The sequence below is a fragment of the Kitasatospora sp. NPDC056181 genome, from assembly GCF_042266225.1.
Classification (GTDB): Bacteria; Actinomycetota; Actinomycetes; order Streptomycetales; family Streptomycetaceae; genus Kitasatospora.
Genome location: NZ_JBHJUK010000018.1, coordinates 35922 through 52803, shown reverse-complemented (window position 1 = coordinate 52803; position 16882 = coordinate 35922). Strand labels below are relative to the sequence as shown.

Sequence of the window (16882 nt, the reverse complement as noted above, 5' to 3'; positions counted from 1 at the left end):
TTGCCGTGGAACGCGACATCTACACCGAGGAGCACGAGGACTTCCGGACGACCGTCAGGTCCTTCCTCGCCAAGGAGGTGCTGCCGCACTACGACCGGTGGGAGCAGGCCGGCATCGTGGACCGCTCCGCCTGGCTGGCCGCCGGCCGGCAGGGCCTGCTCGGCCTCGCCGTCCCCGAGGAGTACGGCGGCGGGGGCAGCACCGACTTCCGCTACGCGGCGGTGCTGGCCGAGGAGTTCGCCCGGGCCAGCGCCTCCGGCCTGGCGCTCGGCCTGCACAACGACATCATCGGCCCGTACCTCACCTCGCTCGCGACCGACGAGCAGAAGCGCCGCTGGCTGCCCGGGTTCTGCACCGGCGAGCTGATCACCGCCATCGCGATGACCGAACCCGGCGCCGGCTCCGACCTCCAGGGCATCCGCACCCACGCCGTCGACCAGGGCGACCACTACCTGCTCAACGGCGCCAAGACCTTCATCTCCAACGGCATCCTCGCCGACCTGGTGGTCGTGGTCGCCCGCACCACCCCCGAGGGCGGGGCGCACGGCCTCAGCCTGCTGGTGGTCGAGCGCGGCACGCCCGGCTTCGAGCGCGGCCGCAACCTCGACAAGATCGGCCAGAAGTCCCAGGACACCGCCGAGTTGTTCTTCGAGGACGTGCGCGTCCCGAAGGAGAACCTGCTCGGCGAGGAGAACCGCGGCTTCGTCCACCTGATGCAGAACCTCGCCCAGGAGCGGCTCACCATCGCCGCCGCCGCGATCGCCGGCGCCGAGCACCTGGTCGAGATCACCACCGCGTACGTGAAGCAGCGCGAGGCCTTCGGCCGGCCGCTCGCCAAGCTCCAGCACGTCCGCTTCGAGATCGCCGAGCTCGCCACCGAGTGCGCCGTGACCCGCGCCTTCGTGGACCGCTGCATCACCGAGCACAACCGCTACGCGCTCACCCCGGCGGACGCCTCGATGGCCAAGTGGTGGGCCACCGAACTGCAGAAGCGCACCGCCGACCGCTGCCTCCAACTGCACGGCGGATACGGGTACATGAGCGAGTTCCCGGTCGCGCGCGCCTTCACCGACGGGCGCATCCAGACCATCTACGGCGGCACCACCGAGATCATGAAAGAGATCGTCGGCCGCTCCATCCTCGGCTGAGGTCCCTCTTCAACCCCCTGCCCCCGAAAGGCGTTTCCACCGTGACCACCGAAGCGTACGTCTACGACGCGATCCGCACCCCGCGCGGCCGGGGCAAGGCCGCCGGCTCCCTGCACGGCACCAAGCCGATCGACCTGGTCGTCGGCCTGATCCACGAGCTGCGCCGCCGCTTCCCCGACCTGGACCCGGCCGCCGTCGACGACATCGTGCTCGGCGTGGTCAGCCCGATCGGCGACCAGGGATCCGACATCGCCCGGATCGCCGCCATCGCGGCAGGCCTGCCCGACACGGTGGCCGGCGTCCAGGAGAACCGGTTCTGCGCCTCCGGCCTGGAGGCCGTCAACCTGGCCGCGGCCAAGGTCCGTTCGGGCTGGGAGGACCTCATCCTGGCCGGCGGGGTCGAGTCGATGTCCCGGGTGAAGATGGGCTCCGACGGCGGCGCCTGGGCGATGGACCCGATGACCAGCTACGAGACCAACTTCGTGCCCCAGGGCATCGGTGCCGACCTGATCGCCACCATCGAGGGCCTCTCCCGGACCGACGTGGACGCCTTCGCCGCCGAGTCCCAGGCCCGCGCCGCCAAGGCTCAGGCCGACGGGCTGTTCGACCGCTCGGTCGTCCCGGTCCTCGACCGCAACGGCCTGGTCGTCCTGGAGCGCGACGAGTTCATCCGCCCCGGCACCACCGTGGAGACCCTGGCCGGCCTCAAGCCCTCCTTCGCCGCCATCGGCGACGCCGGCGGCTTCGACGCCGTCGCCCTGCAGAAGTACCACTGGGTGGAGGCGATCGACCACGTCCACCACGCCGGCAACTCCTCCGGCATCGTGGACGGCGCCGCCCTGGTCGCCATCGGCAACCGCGAGGTCGGCGAGCGGTACGGGCTGCGCCCGCGCGCCCGGATCGTCTCCGCCGCCGTCTCCGGCTCCGAGCCCACCATCATGCTCACCGGTCCGGCCCCCGCCACCCGCAAGGCGCTCGCCAAGGCCGGGCTGACCGCCGCCGACATCGACCTGGTCGAGATCAACGAGGCCTTCGCGGCCGTCGCCCTGCGCTTCATCCGCGAACTGGGCTTCCGGCACGACCAGGTGAACGTCAACGGCGGTGCGATCGCCCTCGGCCACCCGCTCGGCGCCACCGGCGCGATGCTCCTCGGCACCGTGATCGACGAACTGGAGCGGCGCGACCTGCGCTACGGCCTGGTCACCCTCTGCGTCGGCGGCGGCATGGGCATCGCCACCATCGTCGAGCGCATCTGACCCCGTCGCATCCGACCTCCTCATTTCCCCGGAGACCCGAACATGAGTGACACCACCACCATCCGCTGGGAGCAGGACCAGGACGGCGTGGTCACCCTCGTCCTCGACGACCCCACCCAGTCCGTCAACACCATGAACGAGGCCTTCACGGCCGACCTCGGCACCACCGTCGAGCGCCTGGCCGGCCTCGGCGACGAACTGCGCGGCGTCGTCATCACCTCCGCGAAGAAGACGTTCTTCGCCGGGGGCGACCTCAAGATGCTCTCCGCCGCCCGCCCCGAGGACGCCGCCGCCGTCTTCGAGAAGTCGATGCGGATCAAGCGCGCCCTGCGCCGGCTAGAGACGCTCGGCAAGCCGGTGGTCGCCGCCGTCAACGGCAGCGCCCTCGGCGGCGGCCTGGAGCTCGCCCTGGCCTGCCACCACCGGATCGCCCTGAACACCCCCGCCAGCCGGATCGGCCTGCCCGAGGTCACCCTCGGCCTGCTCCCGGGCGGCGGCGGGATCGTCCGCACGGTCCGGCTGTTCGGCATCGCCGACGCCCTGCTGAAGGTGCTCCTCCAGGGTCGCCAGTACCGCCCGGCGCAGGCGCTCCAGCACGGACTGGTCCACGAACTGGTCGACACCCCGGAGGAGCTGGCCGCCCGGGCGCGCGCCTGGATCGATGCCAACCCGACCGCCGTCCAGCCCTGGGACGTCAAGGGCTACAAGATCCCCGGCGGCACCCCCAGCACCCCCGCGCTCGCCGCCAACCTGCCCGCCTTCCCGTCCAACCTGCGCAAGCAGCTGGCCGGCGCCCCCTACCCCGCCCCGCGCAACGTGCTGGCGGCGGCGGTGGAGAGCGCCCAGGTGGACGTCGACACCGCGATGGTGATCGAGGCCCGGTACTTCACCGAGCTGGCCTGCGGGCAGACCAGCAAGAACATGATCCAGGCGCTCTTCTTCGACATGCAGGCGGTCAACTCCGGGGCCGGCCGTCCCAGCGCCTTCGAGAAGCGGACGGTCCGCAAGGTCGCCGTGCTCGGCGCCGGCATGATGGGCGCGGGCATCGCCTACACCTGCGCCAGGGCCGGCATCGAGGTGCTGCTGAAGGACGTCACCGTCGAGGCCGCCGAGCGCGGCAAGGCCTACTCCGCCGGCCTGCTGGAGAAGGCCGTCGCGCGCGGCCGCTCCACCGAGGCGCAGCGCGAGGAGCTGCTCGCCCGGATCACCCCCACCGCCGATGCCGCCGATCTCGCCGGCTGCGACGCGGTGATCGAGGCCGTCTTCGAGAACCCCGAGCTGAAGCACAAGGTCTTCCAGGAGATCGAGGGCGTGGTGGCGCCGGACGCGCTGCTCTGCTCCAACACCTCCACCCTGCCGATCGGACTGCTCGCCGAGGGCGTCCAGCGCACCACCGACTTCATCGGCCTGCACTTCTTCTCGCCGGTCGACAAGATGCGGCTGGTGGAGATCATCCGCGGCCCGCAGACCGGTGACGAGGCGCTGGCCCGCGCCTTCGACCTGGTCCGGCAGATCGACCGGACGCCGATCGTGGTCAACGACTCGCGCGGCTTCTTCACCTCCCGGGTGATCGGCCAGTTCATCAACGAGGGCGTCGCGATGGTCGGCGAGGGCGTCGACCCCTCCTCCGTCGAGCAGGCCGCCGCCCAGGCCGGCTACCCCGCCAAGGTGCTCTCGCTGCTCGACGAGCTCACGCTCACCCTGCCCCGCAAGATCCGCAACGAGTACCGGCGCGCGGCCGAGGCGGCCGGCGGCAGCTGGACCGCCCACCCGGCCGACGCCGTGGTGGACCGGATGGTCGACGAGTTCGGCCGCCCCGGCCGCAGCGGCGGCGCCGGCTTCTACGAGTACGGCGAGGACGGCAGGCGCGGGCGGCTCTGGCCCGGGCTGCGCGAGCACTTCACGCGTGCCGACGTCGCGGTGCCGTTCGAGGACCTCAAGGAGCGGATGCTCTTCAGCGAGGCGCTGGACTCGGTCCGCTGCCTGGAGGAGGGCGTGCTGACCTCGGTCGCCGACGGCAACGTGGGCTCGATCCTCGGCATCGGCTTCCCGGCCTGGACCGGCGGCGTCTTCCAGTACATCAACGGGTACGAGGGCGGCCCGGCCGGCTTCGCGGCCCGCGCCCGCGAACTGGCCGCCGCGTACGGCGAGCGGTTCGCGCCGCCCGCCCTCCTGGAGCGGATCGCGGCGGAGGGGCGGACGTTCACGGACTGACGTTCACCGACCGGTGGTCACGGACCGGTGGTCACGGACCGGTGGTCACCGACTGGTGATCACCGACTGGTTCGGGCGCCTGAGGTCGGGGGCTGAGGTCGGTGCCTGAGGCCGGGGGCTGGGGCCGGGTCCGGGTCCGGGTTCCGGGGCCGGCGCCCGGCGGGTCCGGGCGCCCGGTCAGCTGGGCGAGTCCGTGGTGTTCCTCGCGGCCTCGCCCAGCTCCTCCTTGAGGGAGCGCTGGAACGCCGTCACCAGCGCCTGCGCGACCATCGGCTGGATGTGGTCGGTCAGCGCCTTCATCCGTTCCAGCTCCGCCGGCCCGGGCTCGCTCTCCCGGTACGGCTTCCACACGGTCTCGCGGAACAGCCGCTGCAGCTCGTGCGCCGTCGCCCGGCTGTGCTCCAGCACGACGGCGCGCGCGGCCAGCAGCGTCTCCAACGGGATCGGCACGTCCAGGATCCGCACGCCGAGCGGCAGCAGCCCCGGGTCCACCCGGAACACCTCGGCGTCCGCCGTCCGCTCCAGCGCCCCCATCGCGCCCAGCCGGTCCAGCTGCGCCTCCGACAGCGCCTGCCCGGCCCGCCGCTCCAGCTGTGCCCGGCTGACCTCCTCCACCGCCTCCGGCGTCCACGACGCCACCAGGGCCCGGTGGATCGCCAGGTCCAGGGAGGTGCTGTCCTGCGGCAGCCGCGCCAGGTACCGCTCGATCGCCGCCAGCGTCAGCCCCTGTCGCTGCAACTCCTCGATCAGCTCCAGCCGGTCCAGGTGCTCCGGTCCGTAGAGGCCCACCCGCCGGGGCCCCAGCTCCGGCGGCGGCAGCAGACCCTTCGTCCCGTAGAACCGCACGGTCCGCACCGTCACCCCCGCCCGCGCCGCGAGCTCGTCGACCGTCAGCCGCGCCTCCACGCCCTCCCGCGCCCCCATCCGACGTCTCCACCTCTGTAGCACCAGTGCTGTGACAGCAGCAGTGTGACAGTGCTGGCCCACACGGGTCCACCACTGCCCCGGGGCAGCCGGGGCCCGTAGGCCGTGCCTGCGGCCGGGCTTGCGGGGGCCCGCCAGGGCCCTGCCGGAGCCTTCGGCGGGGCCTGCGGGGCCTGCGGCGCGAACCCCGTCGGTGGGGGACGGCCTGCGGCCCCTCGGGCTGGGGCGGAGGGGGCGGAGGGGGCGCAGGCCGGCGGTGGGTCGGCGTCGGGCCGGCGTCGGACCGGTTCAGGGGCGGGCGGGTGCGGGCCCGCTCAGGAGCGGGCCGGTCCTGCCGGGGCGGACTCGGCCAGCTCGGGGTGGTGGCGGCGGGTGACCTCGGGGTGGGCCCGGGTGTAGCCCTTCCACTCGTTGAGGCCGAACTCGGCGAAGAGCGGGTTCGCCGGGTCCTGGGTGGCGCCGGGGGCGTGGTGCGCCAGGGGGAAGTCGAGCGGCTCTATGTGGGCGTCGAGGCGCGGGTTGTAGAAGAACGGGACGGAGAAGCGCTCCCGCGCGCCGGGCGGGCTGACCACGCGGTGACTGGTCGCCTTGAGGTAGCCGTCGGTGGCGACCTCCAACAGCTCGCCCAGGTTGACCACGAAGGCGCCCTCCATCGGCGGGACCTCCAGGAAGCCGCCGTCCGGACGTTCCACCTGGAGGCCGCCCACGGTGTCTTGGAGGAGGAGGGTGATGAAGCCGTAGTCCTTGTGCGCACCGACTCCCTGGCCGGCGCCGTCGGGGGCCGTCCCCGGGTAGCGGACCAGCTTCAGCCGCAGGTGCGGGTGGCCGTCGAAGGCGTAGTCGTAGAAGTCGGGCCGGGCACCGATCGCGGTGAGCAGCTCGTGCAGCAGCCGCTTGGCGACGTCGCCGAGGCGGTCGATCCAGCCGAGCGCGGCGGTGCGCAGCTCCGGGAGCGCCGCAGGCCACTGGTTCGGACCCTCCAGCCACCAGTACGGCGGCTCGCTGCTGCCCGGGACGTGCGGGGGCAGCTCGGCGCCGATGTCCAGCTGGTCGCGCCAGTCCTGGCTGCCGCCGGTGCGCTCGTCGCCGGTGCGGGTGTAGCCGCGGTAGTGCGGGGAGTTGAGGTTGCTCACGCCGAGCCGGTCGGCCTCGGGCAGGGTGAAGAAGGCCCGCATCGCCGCCGTGAGGGCGGCCGTCTCGGCCGGGGTCACTCCGTGGCCGACGAGCTGGAAGAAGCCGACGCCGGTGGCCGCGGCCCGCAGCTCGTCGTGCAGCCGGAGGCGGTCCTCGGGGCTGCCGTCGGCGAGCGAGAGGTCGATCACCGGGAGGGCGCCTGCGGAGGCGTCGGCGGAGGTGCCGGCGGGGGCATCCGTGGGCGTGCCCGCAGGGGTGGTCGAGCGGGCGTCCGCGGAGGCGGACGGGGTGGTGGAGGAGTGCTGCTGCGTCATGGGTGACATCCGCTGGGTCTCGTCCCGACCGTTCCCGGTGATCGACCGGGGGCGCCGGGCCACGCCTGGTGCGGCGGGTGCCCGGGGGCCGGGAAGGGGGACGCGGTCTGTTGACGACCGCGCATGAGGGTGGGAGGCGCGAGGTTCAGCCGGAGCGTCGACAGGACATGGTCGTCACGCGGAGCAGGTCCACGTGGCGGCGGCGAACAAGGATGAGCACGTCACCAGCGTAAATGACGGTGGTAGCGGCGGGGAGACCCCGGTCCGAATCTGTTGTCGTGTACGTGTCGAGTGGCGGAAGTTGGTCAGACATGGAGGCTGCCGATCCCCCTGCGGTCACTGCGGTCGTTGCGGTCACCGTGATCACCGCGACCGTTCTGGTCCCCGTGGTCGTTGTGGTCGTTGAGGTAGGCCAGTACGGCGAGAACCCTCCGGTTGTCGTCGTCCGAGGGCAGGAGGTCCAGCCGGACGAAGATCGACGCGGTGTGCTTGGCGACCGCCCGTTCGGTGATCACCAACTGCTGGGCGATGGCCGCGTTCGACCGGCCCTCCGCCATCAGCGCGAGCACCTGCCGTTCGCGCGGGCTGAGCGACGCGACCGGACCCGACGAGGAGTTGTGGGTGAGCAGCCGGCTGATCACCTCCGGGTCCATGGCCGTGCCGCCCTGTGCGACCCGCCGTACCGCGTCGAGGAACTGGGTGCCGTCCATGACACGGTCCTTGAGCAGGTAGCCGATCCCGCCGCTGCCGTCCGCGAGCAGCTCGCGGGCGTAGAGCTGCTCGACGTACTGCGAGAGCACCAGGACCGGCAGCCCGGGCAGTTGCTGGCGGGCGACGAGGGCGGCCCTCAGGCCCTCGTCGGTGAACGAGGGCGGCAGCCGGACGTCCACGACGGCGATGTCCGGCCGGTCCGCGGACACTGCCGCGAGCAGCTCGGCACCGGTCTCGACGGCCGCGGTGACCGTCATGCCGTTCGCCTCCAGCAGCCGGGTCAGGCCGTCCCGGAGGAGGAAAAGGTCTTCGGCGATGACAACGCGCACGGAATCTCCAGCTGTGCGATGGTCGGGCCGCCCGGCGGGCTGCTGACGGCGAGCACCCCGTCGAACGCGGCCAGCCGGCGCTCTGTTCCGCGCAGGCCGGTTCCCTTGGACGGGTCGGCGCCGCCGTGCCCGTCGTCGGTCACCGATATCCGCAGCAGCCCGTCGGCGTCGTGGCCGATCTCGATCCAGACCCGGCCGGCCCCGGCGTGCTTGACCACGTTGGCCAGCAGCTCGCTCACCGCGAAGTAGGCCGCGGACTCGACCGGTGCGGGGGGCCGGCCCGGCAGCCCGCCGGTGACCCGGACCGGCAGCGGCAGGTCGAGTGCCATGGCGTGGACTGCGTCGGCCAGACCGCGGTCGGCGAGTACCGGTGGGTGGATGCCCCGGACCAGGTCGCGCAGTTCGCCCAGCGCCTTGGCCGAGGACGTCCGGGCCTCGGCGAGCAGCGGGCGCAGAGCCTGGGGGTCGTGGTCGAGCAGCTGCTCGGCCACGCTCAGCAGCATCCCCAGCGCCACCAGCCGGGCCTGTGCTCCGTCGTGCAGGTCCCGCTCGATCCGGCGCAGTTCGGCCGCTCCGGCGTCGATGGTGTCGGCCCGCGTTCGGGTCAGATGGCTGACCTGGAGTGCCAGCTCGGTCCGGCGGGAGGACCCCAACAGGGCACGGGCGGCCCGCTCGTGCAGCGTCAGCACGGGCCGGGCGGCCCACAGCGCGACAGGCGGCGCCAGCCAGAGCGCCATCGTGTACAGCATGAGCAGCGAGATGAACCGGCTGCCCCGGCCGAACACCTGGACCAGCGCCGGGACCATGAGCAGTGCCACGGCAGTGAGCACGACGGCGCAGCCGGACAGCACCGCCCAAGCCGTGTCGCGCCACGTCGCCGGATCACCCGGCCAGCTCCCGGCCTGGCGCCACAGCCTCCGCCAGCGCGGTCCCCTGGTGACCGTCGGCCGGTACGGCGGCGCTATCGCCGTGCCGCTCCAGAGGCCGACCAGCCGCCTCGTCTCCGCCGCCACCCAGCGCGCGGCGAGCATCCCGATCACGAGCATCGGAAGCGCCAGCAGCAGCGCCCCGGAGCGGCCGCTCGGCGCCGCGCCTCCGTAGATCACCGTGGCCGTCACCGCCAGCAGTCCCGGTGCGAGCAGCGCGGCTCCCGCCGCCCGGCCGGCCGCCCCGGTGGCCCAGCTCAGCGCCCAGACGGCGACCGGCAGCGTCGCCAGGAACATCGCGGTCAACGCACGGAACCGGTTGGGCGCGGACGAGTCGTCAGGGCCCAGCAGGGCGGCGAGCACCAGGACGGGAGCCGCCAGCACGGCAGCCGCTCCTGCCACTGCCAGGGTGACCGCGTACAGCGCGCGCACGCCGTCCCTGAGCGCTTGACCCACCCGTGCGGCCGCCCTCGCCACCACCACCGTGCTCATCACGCACCTCCCGCTGTTGCCGTGTCGTTCTGCATCGTTCCCGGCTGAGCCCGGACCGGGCCCGTCGATCAATGCGGTGGCCAGTCTGCCGGGCGGTCCACGGGCGGCGCACGGTGTCTGAACCCCGAATCCGAGGTGTACCTGAGTACACCTCAAGGAGGCCGTCCAGCCGTCTGTCGAGGCCTGGCCAGCGGTTCGTAGCGTCGTTCCCGTCAGCCGGCCCAGGGCCTTCCGAGGTCGGATCCGCTTCCGCCCGCAGTCCGGGCCGCCCTGATCCGTCCGGGGACCCGGAACCCGTTCCCGCTCCGTCATTCGTCCTCTGTCCGCTCCCACCCCGTCCTCGAACACGCCCCGTATCCCCGTTTCCGAACCGCCCCTGTTCCCGTCTCTGGAGGGCCCGTGACCGCGCCGATCATCCGGCTTCGCGATGTCAACAAGACCTACGACACGTCCGGTACCGCCCGCCCGGCGCTCGCAGGGCTGGACTTGGAGGTCCGGGCCGGCGAGGCGCTGGCCGTGCTCGGCCGCTCCGGCAGCGGCAAGTCCACCCTGCTCAACCTGATCGCCGGCCTAGACCGCCCCAGCACGGGCAGCGTGACGGTGGACGGGGTCGCCGTCCACAAGCTGGGCGAGGCCGCGCTGGCGGGGTACCGGCGAGCCCGGATCGGCATGGTGTTCCAGTTCTTCAACCTGCTGGACGACCTCACCGTCGAGGACAACGTGCTGCTCCCCGCCCAGCTCTCCGGGGTCAGCCGCGCGCGGGCCCGGGCCCGGGCCGCCGAGCTGATGGACCGGCTCGGCGTGGCCCGGCACGCCCGGACGTTTCCCGCCCTGCTCTCCGGCGGCGAACGCCAGCGCGTCGCGGTGGCCCGGGCCCTGATGAACCGGCCTCCGCTGTTGCTCGCCGACGAGCCGACCGGCGCACTGGACACCGCCTCCGCCGCCGATGTCCGGTCACTGCTCGGCGAGTTGAACGCGGAGGGCCAGACGATCCTGCTGGTCACCCACGACACGGCCCTCGCCGGGGCCTGTGCCACCCGGACGATCGAGCTCCTCGACGGCGTCCTGCACCGCGACACACTCCGTGCGGGGGCCGCCCGATGAGCGCGCTCGGCAAGGTGGTCCGGGCCGGCGTCGGCCGCAAGCGGGTGCAGACGCTGGTCATGGTGCTCACCACGATGACGGCCGTCACGGCCTGCGTCCTCGCCGCCGGGCTGCTGGCCGCGGCCCAGGGGCCGTTCGACCAGGCCTTCGCCCAGCAGCGCGGCGCTCACCTCAACGTCCTCGTGGACCAGGCGAAGGCCACCCCGACGCAGCTCGCCGCCACCGCCCACGCCCCGGGGGTGACGGCGCTGGCAGGCCCGTATCCGGCGCTGCCGCTGCGGCCGCGCGTGGGCGAGAACACCAGCGTGCTCCCGGTGGGCGGCGCACTGCCCCCGATGACCCTCGTCGCCCGTACCCTCGACGAGCCGTTGGACGGCCTACGGGTGACTCTCGGCCGATGGCTCGCAGGGCCGGGTGAGGTCGTCCTCCCGGACGGCCGCTCCCCGCTGGCCCTCGGTGACCGGATGACCTTCCCCGACCTGCCCGGCAGCCCGACGCTGACCGTGGTCGGGCTGGCCGCCTCGGTCTCCTGGAGCGCGGACGGCTGGGTCGCCCGCGAGCAGGCCGCCGCGCTCACCGCACCCGGCAGTACGGCGCAGCTGCAGCTGCTCTACCGCTTCGACCACGCCCGCACCGACACCGAGGTGGACGCCGACCGTGCGGCGCTCGCCGCCGCCCTGCCGCCGGGCGCGCTGACCGGAGCCACCTCGTACCTCCCGGCCAAGCGGAATGCCGACCGGACGGCCGAGACGTTCGTCCCGTTCGTCGTCGCCTTCGGCCTGCTCGGCCTCGCGATGTCCCTGCTGACCATCGGGGTGGTGGTCAGCGGTGCGGTCACCGCCGCCACCCGGCGGATCGGCATCCTGAAGTCGCTGGGATTCACCCCTGCGCAGGTCGCCCGCGCCTATGTGGGGCAGGCGCTCGTCCCGGCATCGGTCGGGACGGCCCTCGGCGTCCTCGGGGGGAACGCGCTGGCGGTTCCCGTCCTCGGCCTCGCGGACAAGGCGCTGCGCAGCGGATTGCTCGGCATTCCGCTCTGGGTCGACCTGGCCGTCCCGGCACTGGCGCTCGCGGCGGTCGCCGTGACGGCACTGGTGCCGGCACTTCGGGCCGGCCGGTTGCGCACCGTCGAGGCGCTCGCCGTGGGGCGGACGGCGCCGGGCAACCGACCCGGGGCCTCCCGGACCGTCGCGGCAGCCCAGCGGCTGCTGGCACGGATGCCGGTGCCACGCGCGCTGAGCCTGGGCCTGGCCGGTCCGCTCACCCGGCCGGTGCGCACGGCCACCACCGCGGCGGCGGTGCTGCTCGGAACGGTCGGGGTGACGCTCGGAGTAGGCCTGGCAGTCTCCCTGAACGGGATCCAGGACGGGCTCAACGCCGACCATGCGGGCGCGGTCGTCGCGGCTCCTCCGATGGACGGTCCGCCCGAAGCCGTCGACCGCCTGGACGAGGCTGCTGTCGCGGCCGCGATCACCGCCCGCCCGGGCACGGGGGCCTGGTTCAGCACCGGTCTCGCCCCGGTCACCGTGGCCGACCACACCGGGCGGGCCGACGTGGTCGCCTACGGGGGAGATTCCTCGCGGAGCGGGTACCGGATGATCTCCGGCCGGTGGTTCCACAGCGGGGGAGAAGCGGTGGTGGGATCCGGGTTCCTGGCCACCAACCAGGTACGGGTCGGCGACACGATCACCCTCATCGGCAACGGCCGCCGCAGCGCCCCGGTGCGGATCGTCGGCGAGGCGCTCTCCACGACCGACGTGCTCCTGACCGACCGATCGACCTTGACCCCCCTCGGTACCTCCGTCCTGCCGTCGTCCGTACGGTTCCACATCGACCTCGTGCCCGGCGTCGACCGGCAGGCCTACGCGGACGCGCTTGGCGACGCGCTGCGGCCGCTCGGCCTTGAGGCGGAGCTGGGCGGGACACAGCTGAACATCACCGTTCTCGCGATGAACTCGCTGGCCGCCGTACTCACCTTGCTGTTGGTCGCGGTGGCCGGTCTCGGGGTGCTCAACACCGTCCTGCTGGACACCCGGGAGCGGGTCCACGACCTCGGGGTGCTGAAGGCGCTCGGGATGTCGCCCCGGCAGACCGTCGGGATGGTGCTCACCTCGGTCTGCGGCAGCGGTCTTCTCGCAGGCCTGGTGGGCGTCCCGTTCGGGGTCGCCCTGCACCACTGGATAGTCCCGGCGATGGCCCGCGCCGCCGGGACTGGCGTACCCGAGGCGGACCTCGCGGTCTTCGAACCGCGCGTTGTCCTGCCGCTGATACTCGGCGGGCTGGTGATGGCGCTGCTCGGCGCCCTGCCGCCGGCCACCTGGGCGGCCCGCACGCGGACGGTGACGGCGCTGCGCACCGAGTGATGGCGCCCCGACGGCGGCACATCGCCTGACGGAGGCTTGAGCAGTTGCGCACCGTGCGGCGGCGCAGCAGGCCGCCCGGTGCCGGGCCGTCGCCCCGGAACCCGTCCTTCCAGGGCGACGGCCCGGCCCGGCCCGAGCTGGCCCGGCCCGAGCTGGCCCGGCCCGAGCTGGCGCGAGCCGGGCGAGCCGCCCGCCTCGCGCAGCCCGCCTCAGGTCAGCCGGGTGGTGGCGTACGCCTCGATGGCGTCCCGCTGGTAGGCGGCGAGGCCCGGGGCGATGGCCTCGTACGCGGCGCGCCACTGCTCGTTCTCCACGCACGAGCGGCCGATCGCGCGGTACTCCTCGGCGGAGAGCGGGCGGAGCGCGGCGACCGCCCGGTACTGCCCGTCGACCTCGGCCTGTACGGCGTCGGCGTCGGCGGGGGTACCGGCGGCCATCAGCTCGGCCAGCCTGATCATCAGCGCGGTGCGCTCGCGCTGCCCGGCCTCGATCTCGGCGTCGGTCATCGTCGCGGTCGCCCGCCCGATCGACTCGGCCAGCTCGGGGTAGTCGCGCAGGCTGTCCTCGTACTGGGCGGGCTGGATGCCCTCGAAGAGGTTCTCCGGTCGGTTGATGCCGGTCATGGGCTTACCGTCCTTCCTGGACTGTTCCAGTTCGGTGATCGTGCGGGACACGGTGGCGGCCAGGGCGGTGAGCCGGTCGCGCTCGGCGAGCAGCTGACGGTGGTGGCCCCGCAGGGCCTCCAGTTCGTCCACCTGCGAGGCCAGGATCCGGCCGACCTCGGACAGACTCACCCCGAGCGCCCGCAGAACGAGGACCTGCTGCAGCCTCAGCAATTCACGCTCCTCGTAGTAGCGGTGACCGTTGGAGCCGATCCACGCCGGTGGCAGCAGCTCGATCTCGTCGTAGTGCCGGAGCGTCCTGGCGGTCACACCGGACATCCGGGCCACCTCAGCGATCGACCAGGCCATCGCCGCCTCCTCCCACTGCGGGCGACCGGCGGCCACCGGGCGAGCCCCGGCCTCCGGCCATCACCGTTCCCACGTGTGTCACCGGGCCGGTCCGTCCGGCCCTGAACAGGACGGTAGAAGCTGCCGTTGCGGCAACTTCAAGTCCCGCGGTCGAGTCCCCGGCCCGCACCAGCCGCGCCGGCCTGATCTCAGTACTGATCGCCGAGCCAGTCCAGGGACTGCCCGTGCGGCCCGGTGAGCGCCACCGGCTGCTCGTCGAGGGCGAGTGCGAACAGCGTGCGGTCGTCCGGCACCCGCGCGGGCGGGAGCCGTCGGCCCACGGCGGGCAGGACGGCCGGAGCCTCGTTGGAGATCCAGTGCCCGGGCAGTGTCCGCATCGTCTCCGTGAACCGTTCCACCGCCTCCGGTGGCAGGTAGCTGAGCACGGCACTGTGGAACACCACCGGCGTCGCCCCTTCCGGGACCAGCGCCACCAGCTCGCATACCGCTTCGTTGAGATCACCGCGCACCAGGGCCGGCGGCTCCGCCCGGGCGACCTGCACGGCGCCGCGCAGCCGTTCCAGCCGGTGGGTCTGCTCCGGCCAGACCAGGGCCTCCAGCCAGCGCACGTCGTCCTCGTCGTGGACGTCGAGCGGGTTGAGGTCGATCCCGGCCCGCCGGACCACCTCGGGCAGCCGCGCCGGGAAGGGCACCGGGCCGGACGTCGCGCAGTCCAGTGTCACCGGGCTCTGCGCGTCGCCGAACTCCGACCGCCCGTCGTACCGGTAGCGGTACCGGTCCGGGTAGAGGCAGAGCCCGGCCGAGGCGCCCACCTCGATCAGGGCGAGCGGCTGCGGCAGGCCGGCCAGCACCGGCAGCAGGGTGGCGCAGCGGCCCGGTTCGTTGGTCTGCGTCCGGCGGCGCAGCATCGCCGCCCGGACGTCGCCCCAGTGCGCGGACGTCCAGGCCCGGAACGCCGGGTAGCCCAGGCCGGTCGGTCCGCCGAGGAGGCGGACGACGCCGAGCAGCAGGTTGGGCTGTCGTTTGCCGGCGGGCAGTTCGCCGACCAGCTCCATCAACGCCACGTCCTCGGCCGCCTGTTCGGCGAGTTCCTGGTAGCTCGGCGAGTGCCCGCGGGCCTCACGCGCCGCAAACGCCCGGTACAGCTCGCCCACGTCCGGTGCTTCCGCGCTCCGCGTCATGGTCTTCTCCTCCGTACGGTCCTCGGGGCGCCGCCTCGCGTACTCCCGGCGCGGTTGTCCGGCTACGGACGCTGCGCCCCTCACGCCCCTCATGCCCCTCGCGCCCCTCGCGTTTCCAGCGGTCCCGATTCCGGTGGTCCCCGTGATTTTGGCAGAGCCTTGTCCGCGCCTTTGCCGTCCGCTGTACGGGTGCTAACCCGCTCGCCGCGAGAGTGAATCCACGTCCGACACAGCCAACTCCCCGGAGCAGGAGCCCCGATGAACCCCAAGATCCGCACCCGCACCGTGATCGCCACGGCCGCGGCCGTCGCCGCCGTCGGCACCTTCACCGCCGGCGTCGGCGTGGCCCAGGCCGGCGACGAGCAGAGCCGGCGCGGCAAGGTCACCGAGCGCGAGATAGCCGGCCTCTTCGACCAGTGGAACGCGGCCCTGCAGACCGGCGACCCGGAGAAGGTCGCCGACCGCTACGCCCAGGACGCGGTGCTCCTGCCGACCGCCTCGCCGAAGATCCGCACCAACCACGCGGAGATCGCGGACTACTTCGAGCACTTCCTGCAGAAGAAGCCGCGCGGCGAGAAGATCCGTTCGGTGATCAACATCCTGGACGCCAACTCGGCCGTTGACGCCGGTCTCTACCGCTTCCACCTCACCGACCCGGCGACCGGTGCGACCAAGGCCGTCGAGGCCCGCTACACCTACGAGTACGAGAAGCGCGGCGGCAAGTGGCTGATCGTCAACCACCACTCCTCGGTCCTCCCGGCCGAGGGCTGAGCCCGCGCCGTACGCCGACGCCCGGGTCGTACGCCGGCGCCCGGGCCGTATGCCGGCGCCCGCGCTGTACGCCGGCGCCCGGGCGTCGGTGGCCACGCATCAACGACCGGACCAGTGGTCAGCCCGCGTCGGCTTCCGCCCTCCACATGGAGCGGAGTTGCGCGTCGACGTCGCCCGCCTGGCGAAGACCCGCCTGGTAGGCAGGTTCCCAGGCTGCGAGGTCGCCCATGTCCGGGCCGAAGGCGCGCACCGAGGCCGGGTCGGGCCCGATGGTCGCCACGGTGCCTGCCCCTACGGCCGCCAGCTGCTGGTCGAGTGGCTCGCGCGGGAACAGGTGGGCCATCGGCTCGATCACGACCAGCGTGCGGGCTCCAACGGCGAGATCGGCGTTGGGGCCCGCACGCAGGGCACCGTCCATGTACCGCCGGCCGTCGATGGCAACGGGCGGCGCGGCCCCGGGGAAGGCGCTACTCGCTGCGACCGCGTGCTCCAACGGCACGCCGCTGTCGCGGTCCCACACCACGGGCTCGCCGGTGGTTGCGTCCACGGCGGGGATCAGCAGCCGCCGCTCGGGCCACGCGTCCGCACCGATCAAGGCGGCGCGCCCCGCGATCAGCGCCTCCTCGGCCTGGGGGTCGGCGCCGTCGAGCGCGAGCCGGCCGACGCGACGCCGGGCCTCGCCGGGTTCCAGGCTGCGGTCGCCGAGTACGGCGAACACCTCGCCCCTCCGGCCGGGGTCGGTCTTGAGCCGGTGAGCCGGCTGGCGGGCCGACGTCGCGAGCCGCCCCGGGTCCTGGCCGGTGGCGAGCAGCGCTCCGACGATCGCGCCGGCCGACGTCCCGACGATCAGGTCGGCTTCGCCCAGTTCCACCCCGGCGCGGCGCAATCCGTGGGCCAGCCCTGCCATCCAGGCGGTGCCGGCGTGAGCCCCGGGACCCAGGACGAGTGCTCGGTCGAAGGTGTGCACGGTGATCTCCCCTCGTTATTGAAACAGTCGTACCATATACTCACTGATGCAGGGTCAAGTCCGAGTTGCCGAGAGGG

The 16882-nt window shown here is 73.2% G+C and carries 12 protein-coding genes and 1 pseudogene; 6 read left to right on the top strand and 7 right to left on the bottom strand.

Annotated elements, in window-relative coordinates:
• Nucleotides 1-5 precede the first annotated feature (5 nt).
• Genes ACFC1F_RS10420 through ACFC1F_RS10410 form a run of 3 tightly spaced genes read left to right on the top strand, consistent with a single transcriptional unit; the run spans nucleotide 6 to nucleotide 4618 of the window.
• Nucleotides 6-1148 carry an acyl-CoA dehydrogenase family protein gene (locus tag ACFC1F_RS10420; protein ID WP_376157052.1) on the top strand — a complete coding sequence of 381 codons (1143 nt, stop codon included), beginning with the start codon at nucleotides 6-8 and terminating at the stop codon, nucleotides 1146-1148.
• A gap of 41 nt (nucleotides 1149-1189) precedes the next feature.
• A complete protein-coding gene (locus ACFC1F_RS10415) occupies nucleotides 1190-2404 on the top strand; it encodes an acetyl-CoA C-acetyltransferase (RefSeq protein ID WP_209414368.1) in 1215 nt (404 codons plus the stop codon).
• A 42-nt stretch (nucleotides 2405-2446) separates the two neighbouring features.
• A complete protein-coding gene (locus ACFC1F_RS10410) occupies nucleotides 2447-4618 on the top strand; it encodes a 3-hydroxyacyl-CoA dehydrogenase NAD-binding domain-containing protein (protein ID WP_376157051.1) in 2172 nt (723 codons plus the stop codon).
• 177 nt (nucleotides 4619-4795) lie between these two features.
• Here the strand turns inward: ACFC1F_RS10410 and ACFC1F_RS10405 are convergent, their stop codons facing one another.
• The 4 genes and pseudogenes from ACFC1F_RS10405 to ACFC1F_RS10390 all read right to left on the bottom strand — a co-directional run bounded on the left by ACFC1F_RS10405 (nucleotide 4796) and on the right by ACFC1F_RS10390 (nucleotide 9448).
• The gene (locus ACFC1F_RS10405; protein ID WP_376157050.1) at nucleotides 4796-5542 is read right to left on the bottom strand and encodes a MerR family transcriptional regulator; all 747 of its coding nucleotides are present in this window, start codon (nucleotides 5540-5542) and stop codon (nucleotides 4796-4798) included.
• A gap of 314 nt (nucleotides 5543-5856) precedes the next feature.
• Nucleotides 5857-6990 carry an isopenicillin N synthase family dioxygenase gene (locus tag ACFC1F_RS10400; RefSeq protein ID WP_376157048.1) on the bottom strand — a complete coding sequence of 378 codons (1134 nt, stop codon included), beginning with the start codon at nucleotides 6988-6990 and terminating at the stop codon, nucleotides 5857-5859.
• Nucleotides 6991-7373: 383 nt separating this feature from the next.
• Nucleotides 7374-8030: pseudogene (locus ACFC1F_RS10395) on the bottom strand (LuxR C-terminal-related transcriptional regulator); the annotation flags it as partial.
• Nucleotides 7982-9448, bottom strand: a complete 1467-nt coding sequence (locus tag ACFC1F_RS10390; RefSeq protein WP_376157046.1) for a histidine kinase — start codon at nucleotides 9446-9448, stop codon at nucleotides 7982-7984. The gene ACFC1F_RS10390 and the pseudogene ACFC1F_RS10395, both read right to left, overlap by 49 nt.
• Nucleotides 9449-9847: 399 nt before the next feature.
• Here ACFC1F_RS10390 and ACFC1F_RS10385 point away from each other — a divergent pair, with 399 nt between their 5' ends.
• Both ACFC1F_RS10385 and ACFC1F_RS10380 read left to right on the top strand, forming a co-directional pair.
• A complete protein-coding gene (locus tag ACFC1F_RS10385; RefSeq protein ID WP_376157045.1) occupies nucleotides 9848-10552 on the top strand; it encodes an ABC transporter ATP-binding protein in 705 nt (234 codons plus the stop codon).
• Nucleotides 10549-12915, top strand: a complete 2367-nt coding sequence (locus ACFC1F_RS10380; RefSeq protein ID WP_376157043.1) for an FtsX-like permease family protein — start codon at nucleotides 10549-10551, stop codon at nucleotides 12913-12915. The genes ACFC1F_RS10385 and ACFC1F_RS10380 overlap by 4 nt, the downstream gene beginning before the upstream one ends.
• Nucleotides 12916-13124: 209 nt before the next feature.
• On the opposite strand, the gene ACFC1F_RS10375 is transcribed toward ACFC1F_RS10380, so the two are convergent.
• Nucleotides 13125-13886 (bottom strand): MerR family transcriptional regulator, encoded by a 762-nt coding sequence (locus ACFC1F_RS10375; RefSeq protein WP_376157042.1) that lies wholly within the window; start codon nucleotides 13884-13886, stop codon nucleotides 13125-13127.
• Between the two features lie 188 nt (nucleotides 13887-14074).
• Nucleotides 14075-15067 (bottom strand): DUF2332 domain-containing protein, encoded by a 993-nt coding sequence (locus ACFC1F_RS10370; RefSeq protein WP_376157040.1) that lies wholly within the window; start codon nucleotides 15065-15067, stop codon nucleotides 14075-14077.
• A 258-nt stretch (nucleotides 15068-15325) separates the two neighbouring features.
• Between ACFC1F_RS10370 and ACFC1F_RS10365 the strand changes: the two genes are divergently transcribed.
• Nucleotides 15326-15838 (top strand): SgcJ/EcaC family oxidoreductase, encoded by a 513-nt coding sequence (locus tag ACFC1F_RS10365; protein ID WP_376157038.1) that lies wholly within the window; start codon nucleotides 15326-15328, stop codon nucleotides 15836-15838.
• A 118-nt stretch (nucleotides 15839-15956) separates the two neighbouring features.
• Here the strand turns inward: ACFC1F_RS10365 and ACFC1F_RS10360 are convergent, their stop codons facing one another.
• Nucleotides 15957-16805 carry a patatin-like phospholipase family protein gene (locus tag ACFC1F_RS10360; RefSeq protein ID WP_376157036.1) on the bottom strand — a complete coding sequence of 283 codons (849 nt, stop codon included), beginning with the start codon at nucleotides 16803-16805 and terminating at the stop codon, nucleotides 15957-15959.
• Between the last annotated feature and the right edge of the window lie 77 nt (nucleotides 16806-16882).